19 protein-coding genes and 1 pseudogene are annotated in these 21,739 nt (G+C 56.3%); 10 read left to right on the top strand and 10 right to left on the bottom strand.

Annotated features, from left to right (window positions below; translation table 11 throughout):
* Positions 1 to 44: 44 nt before the first annotated feature.
* The 3 genes from ABLV11_RS05175 to xylR all read left to right on the top strand — a co-directional run bounded on the left by ABLV11_RS05175 (position 45) and on the right by xylR (position 4,043).
* Positions 45 to 1,583: a xylose ABC transporter ATP-binding protein gene (locus tag ABLV11_RS05175; protein WP_004106801.1), complete on the top strand. Its 1,539-nt coding sequence runs from the start codon at positions 45 to 47 to the stop codon at positions 1,581 to 1,583.
* Positions 1,564 to 2,742, top strand: coding sequence for a xylose ABC transporter permease XylH (gene xylH, locus ABLV11_RS05180; RefSeq protein ID WP_004116352.1), 1,179 nt, complete (start codon positions 1,564 to 1,566; stop codon positions 2,740 to 2,742). Before ABLV11_RS05175 ends, xylH begins: the two co-directional genes overlap by 20 nt.
* Positions 2,743 to 2,864: 122 nt before the next feature.
* A complete protein-coding gene (gene xylR, locus ABLV11_RS05185) occupies positions 2,865 to 4,043 on the top strand; it encodes a D-xylose utilization transcriptional activator XylR (protein WP_004106805.1) in 1,179 nt (392 codons plus the stop codon).
* Positions 4,044 to 4,103: 60 nt separating this feature from the next.
* Here xylR and ABLV11_RS05190 read toward each other — a convergent pair whose 3' ends face one another.
* Entirely contained in the window at positions 4,104 to 4,931 is an 828-nt protein-coding gene (locus ABLV11_RS05190; protein ID WP_071530269.1) for a protein bax, read from the bottom strand.
* A 315-nt stretch (positions 4,932 to 5,246) separates the two neighbouring features.
* On the opposite strand from ABLV11_RS05190, the gene ABLV11_RS05195 reads away from it, so the two are divergent.
* Both ABLV11_RS05195 and avtA read left to right on the top strand, forming a co-directional pair.
* Complete coding sequence (locus tag ABLV11_RS05195; protein WP_126488051.1) at positions 5,247 to 7,277, top strand: alpha-amylase; 2,031 nt, start codon at positions 5,247 to 5,249, stop codon at positions 7,275 to 7,277.
* Between the two features lie 174 nt (positions 7,278 to 7,451).
* The gene (gene avtA / locus ABLV11_RS05200; RefSeq protein WP_004106812.1) at positions 7,452 to 8,711 is read left to right on the top strand and encodes a valine--pyruvate transaminase; all 1,260 of its coding nucleotides are present in this window, start codon (positions 7,452 to 7,454) and stop codon (positions 8,709 to 8,711) included.
* Positions 8,712 to 8,816: 105 nt separating this feature from the next.
* On the opposite strand, the gene ABLV11_RS05205 is transcribed toward avtA, so the two are convergent.
* On the bottom strand, positions 8,817 to 9,305 hold the full coding sequence (locus tag ABLV11_RS05205) for a 4Fe-4S binding protein (protein ID WP_126488049.1): 489 nt from the start codon (positions 9,303 to 9,305) through the stop codon (positions 8,817 to 8,819).
* 118 nt (positions 9,306 to 9,423) lie between these two features.
* Positions 9,424 to 9,507: pseudogene (locus tag ABLV11_RS05210) on the bottom strand (IclR family transcriptional regulator); the annotation flags it as partial.
* Positions 9,508 to 9,704: 197 nt separating this feature from the next.
* Here ABLV11_RS05210 and ABLV11_RS05215 point away from each other — a divergent pair.
* On the top strand, positions 9,705 to 10,028 hold the full coding sequence (locus ABLV11_RS05215) for a hypothetical protein (RefSeq protein WP_126488047.1): 324 nt from the start codon (positions 9,705 to 9,707) through the stop codon (positions 10,026 to 10,028).
* A gap of 68 nt (positions 10,029 to 10,096) precedes the next feature.
* Here the strand turns inward: ABLV11_RS05215 and selB are convergent, their stop codons facing one another.
* The 5 genes from selB to ABLV11_RS05240 all read right to left on the bottom strand — a co-directional run bounded on the left by selB (position 10,097) and on the right by ABLV11_RS05240 (position 15,636).
* Positions 10,097 to 11,944, bottom strand: a complete 1,848-nt coding sequence (gene selB, locus ABLV11_RS05220; protein ID WP_126488045.1) for a selenocysteine-specific translation elongation factor — start codon at positions 11,942 to 11,944, stop codon at positions 10,097 to 10,099.
* Positions 11,941 to 13,329: an L-seryl-tRNA(Sec) selenium transferase gene (gene selA, locus ABLV11_RS05225; RefSeq protein ID WP_126488043.1), complete on the bottom strand. Its 1,389-nt coding sequence runs from the start codon at positions 13,327 to 13,329 to the stop codon at positions 11,941 to 11,943. The genes selB and selA overlap by 4 nt, the downstream gene beginning before the upstream one ends.
* 95 nt (positions 13,330 to 13,424) lie before the next feature.
* Positions 13,425 to 14,033: a glutathione S-transferase gene (locus ABLV11_RS05230; RefSeq protein ID WP_126488041.1), complete on the bottom strand. Its 609-nt coding sequence runs from the start codon at positions 14,031 to 14,033 to the stop codon at positions 13,425 to 13,427.
* 91 nt (positions 14,034 to 14,124) lie between these two features.
* Positions 14,125 to 15,261, bottom strand: coding sequence for an HlyD family secretion protein (locus tag ABLV11_RS05235; RefSeq protein ID WP_004106821.1), 1,137 nt, complete (start codon positions 15,259 to 15,261; stop codon positions 14,125 to 14,127).
* Positions 15,262 to 15,264: 3 nt separating this feature from the next.
* Positions 15,265 to 15,636, bottom strand: coding sequence for a DUF3302 domain-containing protein (locus ABLV11_RS05240; RefSeq protein ID WP_023321767.1), 372 nt, complete (start codon positions 15,634 to 15,636; stop codon positions 15,265 to 15,267).
* Between the two features lie 534 nt (positions 15,637 to 16,170).
* Here ABLV11_RS05240 and mtlA point away from each other — a divergent pair.
* The 3 genes from mtlA (at position 16,171) to mtlR (ending at position 19,946) form a co-directional block, all read left to right on the top strand.
* Positions 16,171 to 18,081, top strand: coding sequence for a PTS mannitol transporter subunit IICBA (mtlA, locus tag ABLV11_RS05245; protein WP_126488039.1), 1,911 nt, complete (start codon positions 16,171 to 16,173; stop codon positions 18,079 to 18,081).
* A 123-nt stretch (positions 18,082 to 18,204) separates the two neighbouring features.
* Positions 18,205 to 19,353: a mannitol-1-phosphate 5-dehydrogenase gene (gene mtlD / locus ABLV11_RS05250; RefSeq protein WP_126488037.1), complete on the top strand. Its 1,149-nt coding sequence runs from the start codon at positions 18,205 to 18,207 to the stop codon at positions 19,351 to 19,353.
* A complete protein-coding gene (mtlR, locus tag ABLV11_RS05255; RefSeq protein ID WP_024274809.1) occupies positions 19,350 to 19,946 on the top strand; it encodes a mannitol operon repressor MtlR in 597 nt (198 codons plus the stop codon). Before mtlD ends, mtlR begins: the two co-directional genes overlap by 4 nt.
* Here the strand turns inward: mtlR and ABLV11_RS05260 are convergent.
* Positions 19,935 to 20,159 carry a hypothetical protein gene (locus ABLV11_RS05260; protein WP_004106828.1) on the bottom strand — a complete coding sequence of 75 codons (225 nt, stop codon included), beginning with the start codon at positions 20,157 to 20,159 and terminating at the stop codon, positions 19,935 to 19,937. The genes mtlR and ABLV11_RS05260 overlap by 12 nt on opposite strands.
* 275 nt (positions 20,160 to 20,434) lie before the next feature.
* Here ABLV11_RS05260 and ABLV11_RS05265 point away from each other — a divergent pair, with 275 nt between their 5' ends.
* The gene (locus tag ABLV11_RS05265; protein WP_004106830.1) at positions 20,435 to 20,797 is read left to right on the top strand and encodes a YibL family ribosome-associated protein; all 363 of its coding nucleotides are present in this window, start codon (positions 20,435 to 20,437) and stop codon (positions 20,795 to 20,797) included.
* Positions 20,798 to 21,118: 321 nt separating this feature from the next.
* On the opposite strand, the gene ABLV11_RS05270 is transcribed toward ABLV11_RS05265, so the two are convergent.
* Positions 21,119 to 21,739, bottom strand: a 621-nt coding sequence (locus ABLV11_RS05270) for an IS110 family transposase (RefSeq protein WP_163471051.1), incomplete at its 5' end; no start/stop codon positions are given.

Raw genomic sequence — 21,739 nt, forward strand, 5'->3', positions numbered from 1 at the left:
GGGCGTTACTCCATCCAGCCGGATATCGCTTATGCGGAGCCTCTATGTCCTGGTTACTCGAAATGAAAAACATGACTAAAACCTTCGGCGCGGTGAAGGCGATTGATAATGTCAGCCTGCGGCTGAACGCCGGGGAAGTGGTCTCATTATGCGGAGAAAACGGCTCCGGGAAATCTACGCTCATGAAGGTGCTTTGCGGAATATACCCGCACGGTAGCTATGAGGGAGAGATTATTTTTTCCGGAGAAACTTTGCAGCCGGGCCATATTCGCGATACCGAACGCAAAGGAATTGCCATCATTCATCAGGAGCTGGCGCTGGTAAAACACCTGACCGTTCTGGAGAATATTTTTCTCGGCGCGGAGATCTCCCGCCACGGTCTGCTGGATTACGAAACCATGACCTTACGCTGCGAGAAGCTGCTGGCCCAGGTCAATTTAGCCATATCACCCGACACCCGCGTCGGCGATTTAGGCCTTGGCCAGCAGCAGCTGGTCGAAATAGCGAAAGCGCTAAATAAACAGGTACGGTTGTTAATTCTCGACGAACCCACCGCCTCATTAACGGAACAAGAAACGGCCATTCTGCTGAATATTATTCGCGATCTGCAAAATCACGGTATTGCCTGTATTTACATTTCCCACAAACTCAATGAAGTCAAAGCGATATCCAATACTATCTGCGTGATCCGCGATGGGCAGCATATCGGTACCCGTAACGCTGACGGCATGAACGAAGATGACATCATCACCATGATGGTCGGCCGCGAGCTTACCGCCCTCTATCCGAACGAAGCCCATAGCTGCGGCGATGAAATCCTGCGCGTAGAAAATTTAACCGCCTGGCATCCGGTCAATCGCCACATTAAGCGGGTCAATGACGTCTCCTTTTCACTGCGGCGCGGCGAAATTCTGGGGATAGCCGGACTGGTCGGCGCGGGTCGTACCGAAGCGGTACAGTGCCTGTTTGGCGTCTGGCCGGGCCGCTGGCAGGGGAAAATTTTCATCGATGGCCAGCAGGTGACGATTCACAACTGCCAGCAGGCCATCGCGCAGGGCATCGCCATGGTGCCGGAAGACAGAAAGAAAGACGGCATCGTGCCGGTGATGGCGGTGGGTAAAAATATCACCCTCGCCGCGTTAAACCAGTTTACCGGCCCGCTGAGCAGCCTTGACGATGCCGGAGAGCAGCACTGCATTCAGCAATCCATCCAGCGTTTGAAGATCAAAACCTCATCGCCAGAGCTGGCGATCGGTCGCCTGAGCGGCGGCAATCAGCAAAAGGCTATCCTCGCCCGCTGCCTGCTGCTGAACCCGCGCATTCTGATACTCGATGAGCCTACCCGCGGCATTGATATCGGCGCCAAGTACGAAATCTACAAGTTGATTAATCAGCTGGTGCAGCAGGGGATCGCCGTCATTGTCATTTCATCCGAACTGCCCGAAGTACTGGGGCTAAGCGATCGGGTGCTGGTGATGCATGAGGGCAAACTGAAGGCCGATTTGATTAATCAGGGCCTGACACAGGAACAGGTGATGGAAGCCGCACTGAGGAGCGAACGCCATGTCGAAGAACACGTCTGAAATGAAACTCACCCCGCCCGTCTCCGGGGCTTTTTCCGGGCTAAAAGGGATGAATCTCCAGGTATTCGTGATGATCGCCGCTATCGTGGCCATTATGCTGTTTTTCACCTGGACTACCGAAGGCGCTTATCTGAGCGCGCGTAATATCTCTAACCTGCTGCGCCAGACCGCCATCACCGGCATTCTCGCGGTCGGCATGGTGTTTGTGATTATTTCCGCCGAGATCGATCTTTCCGTCGGCTCGATGATGGGCCTGCTCGGCGGCGCAGCGGCAATATTTGACGTCTGGCTCGGCTGGCCGCTGCCGCTGACGATTGTGGTCACGCTGGCGCTTGGCCTGCTGCTGGGCGCATGGAACGGTTGGTGGGTCGCCTACCGTAAAGTCCCGTCGTTTATCGTGACGCTCGCCGGTATGCTGGCATTCCGCGGTATTCTGATAGGTATCACCAACGGGACCACCGTCTCTCCCACCAGCCCGGCGATGTCGCAAATCGGCCAGAGCTATCTGCCTGATGGTATTGGCTTTGGTATCGGCGTGGCGGGAATGGCGGCCTTTATTATCTGGCAATGGCGCGGCCGTATGCGACGTCAGGCCCTGGGACTTGCCACGCCCGCTTCCGCTTCGACCGTAGGTCGCCAGACGATTACCGCCGTTATTGTGCTGGGCGCTATCTGGCTATTAAACGACTATCGCGGCGTCCCGACGCCGGTACTGATTCTCGCCGCGTTGCTGCTGGCGGGTATGTTTATGGCCACCCGCACCGCGTTTGGCCGCCGCATCTACGCCATCGGCGGCAACCTGGAAGCCGCGCGTCTATCCGGCATTAGCGTGGAACGCACCAAGCTGGCGGTGTTCGCCATTAATGGCCTGATGGTGGCGATTGCCGGGTTGATTCTCAGTTCGCGCCTGGGCGCCGGTTCTCCTTCCGCCGGCAACATCGCCGAACTGGACGCCATCGCCGCCTGCGTGATCGGCGGAACCAGCCTCGCCGGCGGCGTCGGCAGCGTTGCCGGCGCGGTCATGGGCGCATTTATCATGTCCGCGCTGGACAACGGCATGAGCATGATGGATGTCGCCACCTTCTGGCAGTACATCGTTAAAGGGGTCATTTTATTACTCGCGGTGTGGATGGATTCAGCCACCAAACGCCGGAGCTGAGAGCTTTGAAAAAAAATGCCCGAATTCTTTGCGCTACAGCCAAACTTAGGCACAAGTAGCTTGAAATAATCCGGGCATTGGCCGGTATTGTATGGCCTGCAAGAGAGACCAGGAACAACACTATGTTTGAAAAGCGTCACCGTATTACGTTGTTATTCAACGCCAACAAGGCCTATGACCGCCAGGTCGTTGAGGGCGTCGGCGAATATTTACAAGCATCGCAATTGGAATGGGATATCTTCATTGAGGAAGATTTTCGGGCGCGAATTGAAAACATCAAGGAATGGTTAGGCGACGGCGTTATTGCCGATTACGACGATCCGGAGATTGAAAACCTGCTGCTCGACGTTAATGTTCCAATTGTCGGCGTTGGCGGCTCCTTCCACCGCCCGGAGTGCTATCCGCCGGTTCACTACATCGCTACCGACAACGCCGCGCTGGTCGAGAGCGCCTTCCTCCATCTGAAGGAAAAGGGCATTAACCGCTTTGCCTTTTACGGCCTGCCCACATCCAGCTGTAAAGGCTGGGCCGCAGAGCGCGAGCATGCTTTTTGTCAGCTGGTCGCCAGAGAGAAATATCGCGGCGTGGTCTATCAGGGGCTCGAGACAGCGCCGGAAAACTGGCAGCATGCGCAAAATCGCCTCGCCGACTGGCTACAAACCCTGCCGCCGCAAACCGGCATTATCGCCGTCACCGACGCCCGCGCCCGTCATGTGTTACAGGCCTGCGAGCTGTTGCATATCCCCGTTCCGGAAAAGCTGTGCGTTATTGGCATTGATAACGAAGAGCTTACCCGCTATCTGTCGCGCGTGGCGCTGTCTTCCGTTGCTCAGGGCACCCGCCAGATGGGCTATCAGGCGGCAAAGCTGCTGCATCGTCTGCTGGAGAATGAAGAGCTGCCGCTTCAACGACAGCTTATCCCGCCGATGCGCGTAGTAGAGCGCCGCTCCACCGACTACCGTTCGCTAACCGACCCTTCGGTTATCCAGGCGATGCACTATATTCGTAACCACGCCTGTAAAGGGATTAAGGTAGAGCAGGTACTGGACGCCGTAGGCATTTCCCGCTCGAATCTGGAAAAACGCTTCAAAGAGGAAGTGGGCGAGACCATTCATACGGTGATCCACAGCGAGAAGCTGGAAAAAGCGCGCAGCCTGCTGGTTTCAACCACCCTGTCGATTAATGAAATCTCGCAGATGTGCGGCTATCCGTCGTTGCAGTACTTCTATTCGGTGTTTAAGAAAGAGTACGACGTGACGCCGAAGGAGTATCGCGATCGGCACAGTGAAGTCATGATGTAGAGAGCAAAGAAAAATGCCCGGGCTTGCGCGCCGGGCATTAATAATGTCATGGATAAGCCATTACATATGCGCGGCAATCAACCGCTGGTTATCCTGATACATGGCGAAGAGATAGTTGTTATAGCTCGACCCTTTAGTCGAATAGCCCTTCAGCTTATGAATCATGGTGCTGGCGGTCACTTCCTGATCGGCCTTGCGCAGCTGCGCACGCGATTTACGGAACGATGAATAAGCCGGATGCGTATTCAGGTTTCTCACGTAGGCCTGAACGGACTCTTCCACCGAATCAAACTGCGAGTAGCCCTTCACCGCGCCGCGGCAGTTTCCACCGCCACACTTCATACCAAACAGATTGTTGTTAACGCGCGCCAGTTTTGACGTTCCCCAGCCGCTTTCCGCCGCCGCCATGGTTGCAACCATACTGTTCGGGATAATATCGACGCGTTCAAGCAACGAGTTCCATGGAATATGGCGAGTATTGCCGGACCACTTCACTTTATAGCGCGAGGCGATCTCTTTCAGGCGCGTACGCTCGCTCGGCGACCAGCGCGCATCGTACTGCTTGGAAACCAGCCAGTTACGATCGGCAGTAATCACCTGATTCTGTTTCGTAATATAAGGCATTACCGTCCGGAGAAACGCTTTTTTCCTTGGTGTCCCGGAAGGGTATTTTCGCAAATCAGGAAGTGAACTGCTCTTTACACTATTGCGAGAATACTCTTGTTTACTGCTTACCTTGCTTACTTTAACGGTACTTTTCTTTTTAACTATTGGGGCTTTATGACTCGTTGTTGCTGTGTGTGTTGTTGCCAGCACACTACCTGAAAATATGCAGGTAAGTAACATGAGTATCGCGGCCCCATATCGTCGAATGGGAGTCGATATCATTAGGTCTCCTGGTCGGATGCAATCATTCCAACGCCTTGTTTTTCACAAAAAATCGATAGTTGAATCGCGAATAGTATCAAAAATACCCAGATGACGCACCCACAGAAATAGTCCAATTCCGAAATGGTGTCACCTGAAATCGGTTTCTGCCAGCCTGCGAAGGCGCAAAAATGCTAGCGCCGTCTCATTTTCTGAGCATTTTTTGAGCGCGATCACTCACCCCTTTTCATCCTCCCTGGAAAAGCGCGGCCGGGATGAGTTCATCAGGCGGGTAGACGCGCAAACTGAACAAAACACCGCCTACAGGACTCCGCAATGAAACTCGCTGCGCTTGCGTCGCTGCTGTTGCCTGGGATGGCCTTCGCCGCCTGGACTACCGCAGACTTCCCCGCCTTCACCGAAGAGGGCACCGGCAGATTTATCAGTCAAAACGAGGTAGCAAAGGGTACGCGCCCGCTGCGAATTAATTTTGACCAACAGTGCTGGCAGCCCGCTGGCATGATCAAGCTCAACCAGATGCTCTCGATGGAACCCTGTCGCGACCCGGTGCCGCAGTGGCGCATCTTTCGCGACGGGCGCTATACCCTGGAAGTGGACACCCGTTCGGGTACGCCAACCCTGATGGTCTCCCTTGAGGAGAAACAGTCCGCTGCCGCCGCGCCGCAGATCAAGCAGTGTCCGAAATGGGATGGCAAGCCGCTGACCATTGACGTCAGTAAATCCTTTGCCGAAGGCAGTAAAGTTCGCGACTTTTACAGCGGCAATATCACGACCGTCAGCGGCGGTAAAATTACCCTCCAGCCGGCGTTTAACAGCAATGGTCTTCTGCTGCTTGAGCGCGCGGAAACCGAATCCGCCGCGCCGTTCAACTGGCACAACGCCACCGTCTATTTCGTTCTGACCGATCGCTTTGTTAACGGCAACCCGGCCAACGACAATAGCTATGGCCGCCACAAAGACGGCATGCAGGAAATCGGCACCTTCCACGGCGGCGACCTGCAGGGCCTGACCAGCAAACTTGATTACATCCAGCAGCTCGGCGTTAACGCGCTCTGGATCAGTTCGCCGCTGGAGCAAATCCACGGCTGGGTCGGCGGCGGTACGAAAGGTGATTTCCCGCATTATGCCTATCACGGCTACTACACCCAGGACTGGACTAAGCTGGATGCCAATATGGGGACGGAAGACGATTTGCGCCGTCTCGTAGACGAGGCCCACAAGCGCGGGATTCGCATTCTGTTCGACGTGGTGATGAACCATACCGGCTACGCGACCCTGGCCGATATGCAGGAGTTTCAGTTTGGCTCGCTGTACATCCAGGGTGACGAACTGAAAAAGACGCTCGGAGAGCGCTGGACCGACTGGAAGCCTCGCGCGGGACAGAGCTGGCACAGTTTTAACGACTACATTAACTTCAGCGACAAAGCCGGATGGGAGAAATGGTGGGGTAAAAAATGGATCCGCACCGATATCGGCGATTACGACAACCCCGGCTTTGACGATCTGACCATGTCGCTGGCCTTCCTGCCGGATCTGAAAACCGAATCCACGGAGCCCTCCGGCTTGCCGAACTTCTATCGCCATAAGCCGGATACCGCCGCTAAAGCGATCCCCGGCTACACGCCGCGCGATTATTTGACCCACTGGCTGAGCCAATGGGTACGCGATTATGGCATCGACGGTTTCCGGGTTGATACCGCCAAACACGTCGAGCAGGCGGCCTGGCTGCAGCTAAAAACCCAGGCCAGTGAAGCGCTGGCGGAATGGAAAAAAGCCAATCCGGATAAAGCGCTGGATAACGCCCCGTTCTGGATGACCGGCGAAGCCTGGGGCCACGGCGTGATGCAGAGCGACTACTATCGTCACGGCTTTGATGCCATGCTGAACTTTGATTATCAGGATCAGGCAGCAAAAGCGACAAGCTGCCTGGCCAATATGGATCTGACCTGGCAACAAATGGCGGAAAAGCTCCAGGGTTTCAACGTCTTAAGCTACCTCTCTTCGCACGATACCAGTCTGTTCCGTGAAGGCGGCAGCACGGCGGCGGAACTGCTGCTGCTTGCGCCTGGCGCAGTGCAGATCTACTACGGCGATGAATCCTCACGACCATTCGGTCCGACCGGCTCCGACCCGCTTCAGGGAACGCGTTCAGATATGAACTGGCAGGACATCAACGGCAAAGCCGCGCGCAGCGTGACTCACTGGGAGAAACTGGGCCAGTTCCGCGCCCGTCATCCGGCCATTGGTATGGGTAAACAAACCACGCTATCGATGGCGACAGGCTACGGCTTTATCCGCGAGAGCGGTGATGACAAAGTCATGGTGGTGTGGGCAGGACAGCAGTAGCTTTTTGATGAGCGGCTCCCCCGGCGATCGCGGGAGCCTTTTCAGGATAAACGACCAAAAATCATCTACCTCAAAGCATAAAAACGAATTATCTTCCTGATACCTCGATTTGCACCCTGTCTGCGCTGGCGTTATGGTTACCCACTTTCCTGGGATACCGACAGACTAATCGCGATGACATTTTCACTTTTTGGCGACAAATTTACCCGTCATTCGGGCATCACCCGCTTGATGGAAGACCTCAATGACGGCCTGCGTACGCCAGGCGCCATCATGCTGGGCGGCGGCAATCCCGCACAGATTCCGGAAATGAATGATTACTTCCACAGCCTGCTGAGCGACATGCTGAATAACGGCAAAGCCCTTGATGCGCTTTGCAATTATGACGGCCCGCAGGGTAAAAGCGAGCTGCTGACCCTGCTGGCGCAAATGCTGCGTGATGAACTGGGTTGGGAGATCGAGCCGCAGAATATTGCACTGACAAACGGCAGTCAGAGCGCGTTTTTCTACTTGTTTAACCTCTTCGCAGGACGTCGCGCGGATGGAACCACGCGTAAAGTGCTGTTTCCATTGACGCCTGAGTATATCGGCTACGCCGACTCCGGCCTCGAAGAAGAGCTGTTTGTCGCCACTCGCCCGAACATTGAACTGCTGCCGGAAGGCCAGTTTAAATACCATGTGGATTTCGAACATTTGCAGGTCACGGACGAAACGGGAATGATCTGCGTTTCCCGTCCCACCAACCCAACCGGTAACGTGATCACCGATGATGAGCTCATCAAGCTCGATGCGCTGGCCAATCAGCACGGCATCCCGTTGGTTATCGATAATGCCTACGGCGTTCCGTTCCCGGGCATTATTTTCAGCGACGCCCGACCGCTGTGGAATCCGAATATCGTCCTGTGCATGAGCCTCTCCAAGCTTGGCCTGCCGGGCAGCCGCTGCGGGATTATCATCGCTAACGAAAAAATCATCACCGCCATCAGCAATATGAACGGCATTATCAGCCTCGCCCCCGGTGGAATGGGGCCGGCCATGATGTGCGAGATGATTAAACGCAACGACCTGCTGCGCCTGTCGGAAACGGTGATTAAGCCGTTCTACTACCAGCGCGTTCAGGAGACTATCGCTATTATTCGCCGCTACCTGCCGGAAGATCGCTGCTTGATTCATAAGCCGGAAGGGGCCATTTTCCTCTGGCTGTGGTTTAAAGATTTGCCGATATCTACCGAGCTGCTGTACCAGCGCCTGAAAAAGCGCGGCGTCCTGATGGTGCCGGGCGACTATTTCTTCCCGGGGCTGGATAAACCGTGGCCGCACACGCATCAGTGCATGCGCATGAACTACGTGCCGGATCCGGAGAAGATTGAAGCGGGCGTGAAGATTCTCGCCGAAGAAGTTGAACGCGCATGGAGCGAACAGGGCGCGTCATAGGCCCGAATAAGCCAGATCTATTCCCGGCTCGCACTGCGTTTAGCCGGGCTACAAGTCCCGTAGCCCGGACAAGGCGCGCCCGCGCCGCCTCCGGGTAACACGTCGCTACGTCGCCAGCGCCATCCGCTGGCGACGTTCAGCGGCTATTCTTTCCAGCTCCATGGGCTCTATGCAGCGTAGCGCCTGCGTCGGGCATGCCGCCACGCAGGCCGGGCCCTCTTCACGATGGCTGCACAAATCGCACTTCAGCGCCTGTACGCCCTCCTCCACCCGCATCACCGTCATCGCGCCATAGGGGCACGCCACCATGCAGCTTTTGCACCCAATGCAGCGGCGCTGATCCACGCGCCAGACCGAATTTTCTCGGCGGATAGCGCCCTCGGGGCAGACGTTGGCGCAGGGCGCATCTTCACACTGGCGGCACAACGTCGCCGTCGAAAGTTCATCATTCTTTACCACGCGGATCCGCGGTGCAAAGCGCGTAGCGGATACGCCAGAACAATCCTGATTCTGCTGATGGGACACTACGCAGGCGACTTCACAGGTACGGCAGCCGATGCACTTTTGCGCATCCGCGATAATAAACCGGTTCATCCTTGCTCCATTAGGGATAAAAATGCAGAGTGCCAGAAAAAGCCTCTTCCGCGCCTTGATCCTGAATGGAGTCAGCGGCGTTTTCTCTCAGATGCCCGGGACAATTAGGTCATCTGCCTTAGCCTTCCCGCACGGAAAAGCCCAGTTCGCGAGAAATCGCCTCTGCCGTCTCGCGCAGCGGCTTGAGTAAACGCTTCGCTCCCGCCATTTCAGGGCGCAGTGCGAATCAGGGTAACAACAGAGAAACGAACTCAGAAGCAGCAATAAGCGGGCTATTTTCAGATTGACCCCCCTCGCTCCCAGGCCACATACTTTCTCCCGCCTCCCGCTGCTAGCGGGGGTCTGATGGCGCAAGCGACGTCATGTCTCCCGGTGTTTTAGAACAGGATCTTTTGATTTATGGATGAATTCATTACCGTTTCTTTAAAAAAAATGAGCGCGGGCAGTATTTATAAAATCCTGCTTATCGGCCTGACCTGCTCATTAGTGCCGCTCGGCCTTTTAAACGGCATTCTCGCGGCGGTTGGCGTCAATTTACTGACGCTGCGCTGGAACGGAGAAGCTGTCCATGGCTTCAGCGCGATTATTATCAGCCCGATCTTCTGCTTCATCCTGGCGCTGGTGTTGACCGGCATCGTCGGCAGCCTGGCCTGGCTCGGATTATGGATTTACGGCCAGTTTCGCCCGCTGACTCTGCGCATCTCTTCCACCGAGCGGGGTTAATGCAACCCGCTGCCCGGGCCATCAGACCAGACCTGATAGCCCGGCCAGGCGCCTCCGGCAACTTCTGTTTATTCTTTTATGAACAATGCCTTATCCCGCAGAATATGGTCGTTACCGCGACGGCGAGTAAAACCGATGCGGTCAAAATACTCGAGGATCTGAATCGCCAGCTTGCGCCCGACGTTCAGCGTATCGCGGAAATCCGCCGCGCAGGTTGACCCCCTTTCCAGATCCAGTTCACGGATCATTTTGGCAAACTCCACGATCCGATCGTTGCGATAGTAGCGATCTTTGACGATCGCGGTAATCATCCCCTGCTGCGCCGCCTGGCGAAGCACCGCACGCATTAACGACTCTTCCACGCAGGCTTCCCGCGCCAGATCGCGAACCCACCAGGGCTCATCGGCAAACAGTCCGGCGACCCGCTGCCAGATGGCCTGCTGCTCGTCGGTAAAGCCCGCTTTATGTTCCGGCAGATGCAGCCAGCCGTGGTGGCTATGAACAATACCGCTTTCTCGCATTTGCTCAATCAGCAGCAGCACCAGCGCTTCATCTTCCATCGGCAGCGCAATACGCCGCAGCCGTTCGCGGCCCGGTCCCGGCTCATCGCGATGCTGATCGTGATAGCGCGCGAGGGCTTCAAGCAGCTTGCGCTGCCAGCGCGCGGCGAGCGGGGCGTTCAACAGGCTCTTTCCCGCCTGTAGATAGTCAGGGCGGTTAATCAGCGCGTTGAGGCCATCGCTACTGAGCTGACGCGCCCAGGCGAAATCATCGAGACGCACCGCATCGCGCTGAAGGTGAATATCCAGCGCCTGGACGTCATCGCTTTGCGCAGCAGCCAGCGCGTGCAGCCACTGTAAATACTCCGGCTTACGCTTGCCCCGGCGCGGCGGATTGAGCGTCACCACTCGCGCACCGGCGAGCGTCAGGCGCGCGGAAATATCGCGCAGCACCAGACGGTCATTATCCGCCAGCCGCAGCGGCGTATCGAGGACCAGCTCCGCCAGCGCGCCTTCAAGCAGCGACACCCGGCCGGTAATATGGCAGGCGGCGTGGTGGATATGCAGCGGCTGCCACTGGCTAAGCGGCGTGTGGCACTGGAGCTCGACAATGACCCGGTCAGAGGCTTCCGGGGGCTGTACCGAGAGCAGCCAGTCGCCGCGATTGAGGTCCTCTTTTTGCGCATCGCCGACAATATTCAGGGCAATACGCTGGCCGGCCCGGGCCTGCTCAACCGGCTGATTTTGCGCGTGCAGACCGCGCACGCGCATCGGTTTATCCACGCCGGTCAGCCACAGCGTCTCGCCAACGTTGACCTCGCCGGATAGCGCCGTCCCGGTAACCACCAGCCCCGCGCCTTTGACGGTAAATGCCCGGTCGATCGCCAGGCGAAAACGCTGACGCTGCGGATGCGCGCGCGCGGCAAGGCGCAGGAGATGCTCGCGCAGCTCGTCAATGCCCCGCCCTTCCGTCGCCGCGACGGTAAACAGGGTCGCGCCGGTAAAGCCGAACTCCGCCAGCGCCGCATCGATTTCCGCCTTTACCTCCTCGATCCGAGTTGCTTCTACGCGGTCAGCTTTGGTCAGCGCGACGGTTAACGTCGGCTGCCCGGTAAGCTGGAGGATCGCCAGATGTTCGCGCGTCTGCGCCATCACCCCATCATCGCAGGCCACCACCAGCAGCGCGTGATCGATACCGCCGACACCGGCCAGCATGTTGGACAAAAACTTTTCGTGACCGGGTACGTCGATAAACCCCAGTACCCGCCCGTCGGGCTGCGGCCAGTAGGCGTAGCCCAGATCGATTGTCATCCCGCGCGCTTTCTCTTCCGGCAGGCGATCGGCGTTGATGCCGGTTATCGCCTGCAGCAACGTGGTTTTGCCGTGATCAACGTGTCCGGCGGTGGCAATAATCATCTCAGTAACATCTCCATAAACCGGGTTTCATCCTCAAGACAGCGCAGGTCCAGCCACAGGCGGCCATCATAGATCCTGCCAATAACCGGCACGGACAGCAGACGCCAGCGTGCCGCCAGGGCCTCCAGCTGGCTGCCGCGACCATCGCGCGGAGTCAACGTCAACGCCGCGCTGGGCAAGCGGTCCACCGGCAGCGAGCCGCTGCCGATCTGCGACAGGCATGGCTCAACCCGCAGGTCAAAATCAGCATAATGCGCGACCAGAGCCGTTCGTATACGTTCGGCCTGCTGACGAATGTCATCCGCCTGACGAGTCAGCAGGCGTAGAGTCGGCAGCTCTGCGGCCAACTTTTCCGGGTGCAGATAGAGGCGCAGCGTGGCTTCCAGGGCCGCGAGGGTCATTTTATCCGCCCGCAGGGCGCGCTTGAGCGGATGGCTCTGCAAACGGGCGATTAGCGATTTTTTGCCGACGATGATTCCCGCCTGCGGGCCCCCCAGCAGTTTATCACCTGAGAAGCTCACCAGGCTGACGCCTGCGGCAATCATCTCCTGCGGCATCGGCTCTTTCGGCAGGCCGTACTGGCTTAAATCTACCAGCGAACCGCTACCGAGATCGGCCACCACCGGGATATTCAACTCGCGCCCCAGCTCGGCCAGCTCCGCTTCATCGACCGCTTTCGTGAAGCCCTCAATGCTGTAGTTGCTGGTATGCACCTTCATCAGCAGGCCGGTATTGTCGTTCACCGCCTGACGATAATCTTTCGCGTGGGTGCGGTTAGTGGTACCGACTTCATGCAGAACGCAGCCCGCCTGGCGCATCACGTCAGGAATACGGAACGCGCCTCCGATCTCCACCAGCTCACCGCGCGACACCACCACCTCGCTGCCGCCGGCGATCGCCGCCAGCATCAGCAGTACCGCCGCCGCGTTGTTATTGACGATACAGGCGTCTTCCGCACCGGTGATACGGCACAGGAGGTCGGCGAGCGCTCGGTCGCGGTGGCCGCGTCCGGCATCATCAAGATCGTATTCCAGCGTCACCGGCGCGCGCATCGCCCGGGCAACCGCCTCAACCGCCGCTTCCGCCTGAATCGCCCGGCCAAGATTGGTGTGCAACACGGTACCGGTCAGGTTAAAAACCGGACGCAGCGCGCTCTGCTGCGTCAGCGCCAGCCGCCTCGTCGTTTCCTGCAGCCAGTCATCGCACCAGCCCGGCAGCGCCTGGTTCTGACGGATATTTTCCCGCGCCTCGTCCAGCATCTGGCGCAGCAGCGCCACCGTCTGGAAGTGACCATATTGCATCAGCAGCGGTGAGAATGCGGGATCGCGGAGTAAACGGTCGATGGCCGGAAGCCGGGTATAAAGCGCACGAATCTCGGTAGTCATGAATGAGCCTATTTTCCCCCCTCCCGACGGGAGAGGGAGTCAACAAATGAGCAGCAATTGTAATCCCTTCACGAGAAAACTGTTACCTGCCTGGGTCAACTCACCGGCGGTTCGGTGCGCGCAAAGCTGGCGCGCTGAAAGAGGGAATCCACCAGACGGACCAGCTTCGGTCGGGTGGCGCACCAGCCTGGCGCGACGCGGCGGAAATTGAGATAAGCGATGGCGCAGGCTGCGGAAATGGTCGCCAGATTAACCTCATCAGGGCGCAACGTTCCGTCAGTCGCATAGCCTTCCAGCGCATCGAGACCGCGCGCGACCTTTTCGCGCTGGCGCAGCAGTTCACTTTCCGACTGCTGCGCCGCTGGCCGCGCTTTCTCCCGTACCAGAGTTTGCGCGGCCTCCATCACCCCATCTGCCAGCGCCTCAATTTGACGCAGTTTCAGCGCGGCTTTCGGTTCCGCAGGCAGCATAGCCGGGGCGATGCCGAGCAGCTCCAGGTATTGAGCAATAATGGGAGAATCGTACCAGCAGTCACCGTCATCGGTGACCAGCGCGGGCACTTTTCCCAGCGGATTATACTGCGCCACGCCGTTAGTCTCGTGGTAAGGGAATTCGTTGACGAACTCAAAGGGGATCGCTTTTTCCAGCAGTATGACGGAAATTTTGCGCACAAAGGGACTGGTGTAGCTGCCGATCAGTTTCATTGCCTGCTCCTTTCGCCAACAAAGTAATAAGTATGGCGCAGGCGCAGGCAAATAGCAGAGAGAGAAATCACCCCATGCCAGACTGACCCCGCTAATGGTCCAGATAGAGATAGTGCATCCAGCTGGTCATGCGCAGTAGCACTTTACGCATCACCGAAACGTGGGTGAAATGATCGGAGTAAACCGCCACCTGGGCATAGATCCCGTCAGGCAGAGCGTCGACGGCAGCGTTGGGCTCCAGCTCAATGGTCGCCAGCACGCCATCGGTACCCGGCGTCACCGTCAGTGCCTGCAGCGTGCCCTGCGCCTGGTATGTTCCGCCCGGCACGACCGGCAGGATACTCACCAGCTTGCCGCGAAAGACCTGTCCCGGCAGCGCGTTGAACACCGCTTCGGCATCGTCGCCCTGCTCCAGCCTGAGCAGCGAATTTTGCCGGAACTGCGCCACGATGAGGCGTTTCTGTTGCGGAATAAAGACCATCACCGGCCGCAGAGGCAGCGAGGCGGCATAGGTACCGGGACGAATCAGGACCTGGGTAATATAACCGTCGCTGGGCGCGCGCACGGTGGTCTGGTCAAGATTATATTTCGCCTCCGCCAGCTGCGCGCGGAGGCTCACTATCTGAGACTGCTCGCCGTTAACCATGCTGTCGAGCTGACTCTGAATTTGCGCCTGCTCCGCCACCGATCCTTTCACCATCGCATCCTGGGCGAGGTAGTTTTGCCGGGCATTATCGATATCGCTTTCCGAAAACGGATTAACCCGCGCCTGGCTTCCTTTCAGGTAGCGCTGATAATCCTTATACAGACGGTCGCGCTCCGCCGAAACGCGCGTGGTGTTGGCCTGAGCCTCAGAAAGCTGGGCTTTAAGGGTATTGATACTGTGCAGCGCGGTCACAAGATCGGCCTGGAGTCTGTCGACCCGCGCCTGATAACGTGTCGGGTCGATGGTAAACAGCACCTCTCCCTTTTTAACTCGTTGATTGGCTTTATCCGTAACGCTGCTGACCACTCCGGTAACCTGCGGGGTAATCGGAATAGAAATCACCGCCTTCTGCGCAGTGAAGGTATAAGGATGGTTGTAGTTCATTAATAAAATAAGCGCGCTAACAATTAATACGCCGCCCAGCGCCGCGGTGGGAACCGTCCATTTATTTACCGGGATCTTAAATATTTTAAATATCGACCAGGCTATCGCCACGTAGGTTAAAATAATCAGCAGATCCATGAGTTATTTCTCCACCGTAGGGGATTGGGTAGATGGCTGAATACCCGTTATCTGCTTTTCAAGCGCAATAACCCGTTGCCGCAGTTCGCTAAGTTCATCCTCGCTTTCCGTCGCCTCCGGCGACATCTCATCCCGCGGGTGCTGCATCCCCCAGCCGCGTTCAGGCCGATAAAGCGTGGCCCAGATCCATAAAAACGGCCAGATAACGTGCAGAGTAAAAAGACTCACCCAACCCGCAACGTGAATGGCATCGGCATGCGGGTGGTTACGTTTCTTCGCGATCAGATAAGGAATATCATGGAGAATGATGATTCCATAAAAAATCACCAGAAATACAAAGATCAGAACGCCGAGCGCAAAATAATTGAGAAACATAATTTCCTCGGATTTACGCTAATTATTTCCAGGATGTATGCCGGGCCCGACAAAAAAAGGCGGACAAATTGAGCATAATTCACCCGTTTCATTTTCGCCATTGACGACTAAAATGTTCTTTAAGCCCTCGCGTTGCTGAATGACGCATCAGCAAGCGGAACGCGGTATAACCTGCGCGAGATCACATCAGGGAAAATCCAGGTGAAAATATTTTGTGATATACATCACAAATAAACAACAAAACGTCAAAGTAAATTTGTGATTTTAATCACATAAAAATGCATTATCCCCTCTTAAAACCGGGTCTGTTGTTTTTTTACACACCAATTTTGTGACGAAGATCACTACAAAAGACCCTCGTCGCCCTATATTCATGTGATCCAAGTCACATAAAAATCCATCGACTGGACAGCTTAACGATTCAGTGCCAGATTTCGCACTATCACTCAGGGCCCGGCTACCTCTGCCGCCTTATTAGCAACAAGCCTCGGGCTTTCAGCCTGCCGATAGCAAAAACAGAAGAAGGGGTGTTTTATGTCATCCGATATCAAGATCAAAGTGCAAAGCTTTGGTCGTTTCCTCAGCAATATGGTGATGCCAAATATCGGCGCGTTTATCGCGTGGGGTATTATCACCGCACTATTCATTCCGACAGGATGGTTACCGAACGAAACGCTGGCGAAGCTGGTCGGTCCGATGATCACCTATCTGCTGCCGCTGCTGATCGGTTATACCGGCGGTAAGCTGGTTGGCGGCGAGCGCGGCGGCGTAGTCGGCGCGATTACCACCATGGGCGTTATCGTCGGCGCGGATATGCCGATGTTCCTCGGCTCCATGATCGCCGGTCCACTGGGCGGCTGGGCTATTAAAAAATTCGACGTGTGGGTAGACGGTAAGATCAAGTCCGGTTTTGAGATGCTGGTGAATAACTTCTCCGCAGGCATCATCGGTATGATCCTCGCTATCCTGGCGTTCCTCGGCATTGGCCCGGCAGTTGAAGTTCTGTCGAAAATCCTGGCTGCGGGCGTTAACTTCATGGTGGCGCACGACATGCTGCCGCTGGCGTCTATCTTTGTTGAACCGGCAAAAATCCTGTTCCTCAATAACGCCATCAACCACGGTATCTTCTCGCCGCTGGGCATCCAGCAGTCTCACGATCTCGGCAAATCTATTTTCTTCCTGATTGAAGCCAACCCGGGTCCGGGGATGGGCGTCCTGCTGGCATACATGTTCTTTGGTCGCGGTAGCGCGAAACAGTCTGCGGGCGGTGCGGCAATTATCCACTTCCTCGGCGGTATTCACGAAATTTACTTCCCGTACGTACTGATGAACCCGCGCCTGATTCTGGCGGTTATCCTCGGCGGTATGACCGGCGTGTTTACCCTGACCCTTCTCAACGGCGGTCTGGTTTCTCCGGCCTCTCCGGGCTCCATCCTCGCCGTGCTGGCAATGACGCCGAAAGGCGCCTACTTCGCTAACATCGCCGCGATTGTTGCCGCCATGGCCGTCTCCTTCGTGGTTTCAGCCGTGCTGCTGAAAACCAGCAAAGTTAAAGAAGAAGATGATATTGAGGCCGCAACCCGCCGTATGCAGGATATGAAAGCGCAGTCCAAAGGCGGCGCCACTCCGCTGGCCGCGGGAGACGTGGCTAACGACCTGAGCCACGTGCGTAAAATCATCGTTGCCTGCGATGCCGGTATGGGCTCCAGCGCAATGGGCGCAGGCGTGCTGCGTAAAAAAGTGCACGATGCCGGACTGAGTAATATCTCCGTCACCAACTGTGCGATCAACAACCTGCCGCCGGATGTTGACCTGGTCATCACCCACCGCGACCTGACCGAGCGTGCGATGCGCCAGGTGCCGCAGGCGCAGCATATTTCGTTGACTAACTTCCTCGACAGCGGCCTGTACACCAGCCTGACCGAACGTCTGGTTGCGGCGCAGCGCCACACGGATAACGAAGAGAAAGTTCGCGATAGCCTGAAAGACAGCTTCGACGTGTCTGACACCAACCTGTTCAAACTCGGCGCGGAGAACATCTTCCTCGGCCGTAAAGCGGCGACGAAAGAAGAAGCGATTCTGTTTGCCGGCGAACAGTTGGTGAAAGGCGGCTACGTTGAACCGGAATACGTCCAGGCGATGCTGGATCGTGAAAAGCTGACCTCCACCTATCTGGGTGAGTCCATCGCGGTACCGCACGGCACCATTGAAGCCAAAGACCGCGTTCTGAAAACCGGCATCGTCTTCTGCCAGTACCCGGAAGGCGTGCGCTTTGGTGAAGAAGAGGATGAGGTGGCTCGCCTGGTTATCGGTATCGCCGCCCGTAATAACGAGCATATCCAGGTGATTACCAGCCTGACCAACGCGCTGGACGATGAGTCGGTGATTGAGCGTCTGGCGAAAACCACCAGCGTTGAAGAAGTTCTGACGCTGCTGAAAGCGTAACCTGTAGCCCGGCAGTGCGCCGGGCAACGCCCGCCTCTCCTCATACGTGGGGAGAGGGTTCGGGTGAGGGAAAAGCTTCACCCGAACCCTCTCAGGTAAAAACATTAATTGAAGGTTAATACTATGAAAGCATTACATTTTGGCGCAGGTAATATCGGTCGTGGTTTTATCGGCAAACTGCTGGCGGACGCGGGGATACAGCTGACGTTCGCGGATGTAAATCAGGTCGTGCTTGATGCCCTGAATGCCCGTCATAGCTATCAGGTTCACGTGGTCGGCGAGAATGAGCAGGTCGATACCGTTTCCGGCGTTGACGCCGTCAGCAGCATCGGCGACGAAGTTGTCGAGCTGATTGCCAGCGTGGATCTGGTGACCACCGCCGTCGGCCCGGTCGTGCTGGAACGCATCGCCCCGGCGATTGCCAAAGGCCTGGTCAAACGTAAGGCGCAGGGGGTTACTGCCCCGCTCAACATCATCGCCTGCGAGAACATGGTCCGCGGTACCACCCAGCTGAAGGGACATGTCTTTAACGCCCTGGCCGAAGAAGATAAAACCTGGGTTGAAGCCAACGTCGGCTTCGTTGATTCCGCCGTTGACCGCATCGTTCCGCCATCGGCTTCCGCTACTCACGATCCGCTGGAAGTCACCGTGGAAACCTTCAGCGAGTGGATTGTCGACAAGACCCAGTTCAAAGGCGAACTGCCGAACATCCCCGGTATGGAATTAACCGATAATCTGATGGCATTTGTCGAACGTAAGCTATTCACCTTAAACACCGGACATGCTATAACCGCCTACCTCGGAAAACTGGCGGGTCATCAGACCATCCGTGACGCGATTCTTGATGAGAAGATTCGCGCTGTGGTTAAAGGGGCCATGGAAGAGAGCGGCGCGGTGCTGATTAAACGCTATGCCTTTGACGCGCAGAAGCATGCTGCTTACATCCAGAAAATTCTCGGTCGCTTTGAGAACCCGTATTTGAAAGATGACGTTGAGCGCGTTGGCCGCCAGCCGCTGCGTAAACTGAGCGCGGGCGACCGTTTAATTAAGCCGCTGCTTGGTACGCTGGAATACGGCCTGCCGCACCGGAATCTGCTGAAAGGGATCGCCGCGGCGATGCACTTCCGTAGCGAAGACGATCCGCAGGCGCAGGAACTGGCGGCGCTGATTGCCGAGAAAGGCCCACAGGCCGCGCTGGCGCAGATTTCTGGTCTGGACGCGGCAAGCGAAGTGGTGGCGGAAGCCGTTAACGACTACAACGCGACCAAATGAGGCAAGACCTGGCGCGGTCCGAACCGCGCCCATTACTTATGTCAGATATGCAGGCAATAATGGAAGAAACACAGGCATTTGAAAACCGTGTGCTTGAACGTCTGAATGCTGGCAAAACCGTACGAAGCTTCCTGATCGCCGCCGTTGAACTGCTGACGGAAGCGGTCAATATCCTGGTGCTTCAGGTATTCCGTAAAGACGACTACGCGGTGAAATACGCAGTGGAGCCGTTGCTGGACGGCGACGGGCCGCTGGGCGACCTTTCCGTACGCCTGAAGCTGATCTACGGCCTTGGGGTGATTAGCCGCGCCGAATATGAAGATGCCGAACTGCTGATGGCCATGCGCGAAGAGTTGAATCACGATGGTAATGAGTACAGTTTTACCGACGATGAGATCCTCGGACCGTTTGGCGAGCTGCACTGCGTCGCCGCCCTGCCGCCCACGCCGCAATTCGATGATAGCGATGCGGAGCTGCTGGCAATGCAAAAGCTGCGCTACCAGCAGGTCGTACGTTCAACAATGATGCTTTCTCTGACCGAGCTGATTTCTAAAATCAGCTTAAAAAAAGCCTTTCAAAAATCAACGCTCTGATTCTGACTCTTGCTGGTCGCACGTCGGCCGATAAAGCTGACGATAATACTCAAGACGTCGCAGAAACAGCGCTTCTTTATCAGCCGGAATATCCGGCGGTATATGCTGCAAACGCGGAGATTTTTTTAGATATTCCATAAAAGCCTGACTTGAAGCCATAAAATCTACGGCTTTATCAATAATACGCGGTACGCCGTCGCCTATTTTCGCCATCACGCTCTCCTCTGCTGGGGAATGATCCTATTAAGGATTAGCCAAAAATAGCGTTTCAGATGAGGAAAACGTGCTTAACAGCCGACAGGCTTCACAGAAATGAGTATTCGCCAACTCTGCCTTGAAACAGGAATAATTTTCAATAAGTTATATTGTGCCGTTACGCCTGTTAAGGGTAAAAAAATGGCGTCGTTTTGATAAATAACTACCCACAACCCAAGCGACAGCACATACTATAGTCTGATAATGCCCCTTTCTTAATAGATTAAACCACCATGAAAGAAGTCGAAAAAAACGAAATTAAGCGCCTGAGCGATCGTCTTGATGCTATCCGCCACCAGCAGGCCGAGCTGTCACTGGTCGAAGCTGCTGACAAGTACGCCGAACTGGAAAAAGAGAAAACCACCATTGAGACGGAGCTCGTCCGCCTGCGTGAGGTTCAGGGCCAGAAGCTGAGCAAAGAAGCGCAAAAGCTGATGAGCATGCCGCATCGCCGCGCCATCACCAAAAAAGAGCAGGCCGATATGGGCAAGCTTAAGAAAAGCGTACGCGGTTTGGTCGTTGTCCACCCGATGACCGCGCTGGGACGCGAAATGGGCCTCAAAGAGATGACCGGCTTCTCAAAAACCGAGTTCTGATATTTTCATCCCGTGAATCTCCCGGCTCGCGCTACGCTTAGCCGTATATGGACACCTCCCGTTATGCAAGCCATCTCTGCATTTTGTGTAACGGGGTAAGTTGCGTTCGTATATCCGGCCTCTCTTACGATACCGTCGTATCCGGGCCATGATGTTATCTGCGCATCTGTTTCCATTCGGGCTAGCGGCTTTGCTTATCAGGGAGCCTTCGGCCAGGCCGGAGTGACTGATGCTGGTCTTACCTGTTACTCATCTCGCTTCTCTGGCTGCAACCTTACGGCAGGTTATTGCTCTTTTAACGCATGGGATACTGGCCGCCGGTTAACCGGTGACCTGTATCCCATGGTAATCCTCTTCACGACTCAGCAGCGCCCATGCTATACGGGCATTCTTGTTCGCCAGCGCCACCGTCGCGATGTTCCGGTTTCGTCTCTCCGACACCCCCTGCAACCACTGGCTGCGCCTGTCAGTTTTATTCTGACACGCATTCAGCACTGCCCGCGCTCCATGGATTATCAGCGTCCGCACGTAGCGGTCCCCCCGCTTGCTGATATGGCCCAGTCGCGCCTTTCCTCCGCTTGAGTGCTGCCGCGGAACCAGCCCCAGATAAGCCGCCATTTCCCGGCCGCTCCTGAACTGTCTGCCATCACCCACTGCAGCCACCAGGGCACTGGCCACCACCGGACCCATCCCCTCTATCGCCAGCAGTCTTTTTATCCGGATATCATCCCGTGCTGACTGCTGAAGCCGCCTGTCGTGGCGGGCGACACGCTCATCCAGTCCCTGCAGCTCTTCTGACAGTTCGCACAGCAGACGAATAAAACACTCATCCCACTGCACCTGCTGCGACACTATCTCCGGTAGCGCCTTACGCAGTTGCGCTATTCCCGCTGGCAACACCACACCGAACTCCCCCAGCAGACCCCGTATCTCATTGCTCAG

This window comes from Klebsiella sp. GW_Kp181 (assembly GCF_040062315.1).
In the GTDB taxonomy this organism is placed as follows: domain Bacteria; phylum Pseudomonadota; class Gammaproteobacteria; order Enterobacterales; family Enterobacteriaceae; genus Klebsiella; species Klebsiella oxytoca.

Bases quoted from the DNA above. Each gene is read 5' to 3' on its own strand.
- mtlD (WP_126488037.1), top strand. From the start codon at position 18,205: ATGAAAGCATTACATTTTGGCGCAGGTAATATCGGTCGTGGTTTTATC.
- selA (WP_126488043.1), bottom strand. From the start codon at position 13,329: ATGACTACCGAGATTCGTGCGCTTTATACCCGGCTTCCGGCCATCGAC.
- xylR (WP_004106805.1), top strand. From the start codon at position 2,865: ATGTTTGAAAAGCGTCACCGTATTACGTTGTTATTCAACGCCAACAAG.
- ABLV11_RS05215 (WP_126488047.1), top strand. From the start codon at position 9,705: ATGGATGAATTCATTACCGTTTCTTTAAAAAAAATGAGCGCGGGCAGT.
- ABLV11_RS05190 (WP_071530269.1), bottom strand. From the start codon at position 4,931: ATGATATCGACTCCCATTCGACGATATGGGGCCGCGATACTCATGTTA.
- ABLV11_RS05265 (WP_004106830.1), top strand. From the start codon at position 20,435: ATGAAAGAAGTCGAAAAAAACGAAATTAAGCGCCTGAGCGATCGTCTT.
- ABLV11_RS05260 (WP_004106828.1), bottom strand. From the start codon at position 20,159: ATGGCGAAAATAGGCGACGGCGTACCGCGTATTATTGATAAAGCCGTA.
- avtA (WP_004106812.1), top strand. From the start codon at position 7,452: ATGACATTTTCACTTTTTGGCGACAAATTTACCCGTCATTCGGGCATC.
- ABLV11_RS05230 (WP_126488041.1), bottom strand. From the start codon at position 14,033: ATGAAACTGATCGGCAGCTACACCAGTCCCTTTGTGCGCAAAATTTCC.
- xylH (WP_004116352.1), top strand. From the start codon at position 1,564: ATGTCGAAGAACACGTCTGAAATGAAACTCACCCCGCCCGTCTCCGGG.
- ABLV11_RS05235 (WP_004106821.1), bottom strand. From the start codon at position 15,261: ATGGATCTGCTGATTATTTTAACCTACGTGGCGATAGCCTGGTCGATA.
- mtlA (WP_126488039.1), top strand. From the start codon at position 16,171: ATGTCATCCGATATCAAGATCAAAGTGCAAAGCTTTGGTCGTTTCCTC.
- mtlR (WP_024274809.1), top strand. From the start codon at position 19,350: ATGAGGCAAGACCTGGCGCGGTCCGAACCGCGCCCATTACTTATGTCA.
- ABLV11_RS05195 (WP_126488051.1), top strand. From the start codon at position 5,247: ATGAAACTCGCTGCGCTTGCGTCGCTGCTGTTGCCTGGGATGGCCTTC.
- selB (WP_126488045.1), bottom strand. From the start codon at position 11,944: ATGATTATTGCCACCGCCGGACACGTTGATCACGGCAAAACCACGTTG.
- ABLV11_RS05205 (WP_126488049.1), bottom strand. From the start codon at position 9,305: ATGAACCGGTTTATTATCGCGGATGCGCAAAAGTGCATCGGCTGCCGT.
- ABLV11_RS05175 (WP_004106801.1), top strand. From the start codon at position 45: ATGTCCTGGTTACTCGAAATGAAAAACATGACTAAAACCTTCGGCGCG.
- ABLV11_RS05240 (WP_023321767.1), bottom strand. From the start codon at position 15,636: ATGTTTCTCAATTATTTTGCGCTCGGCGTTCTGATCTTTGTATTTCTG.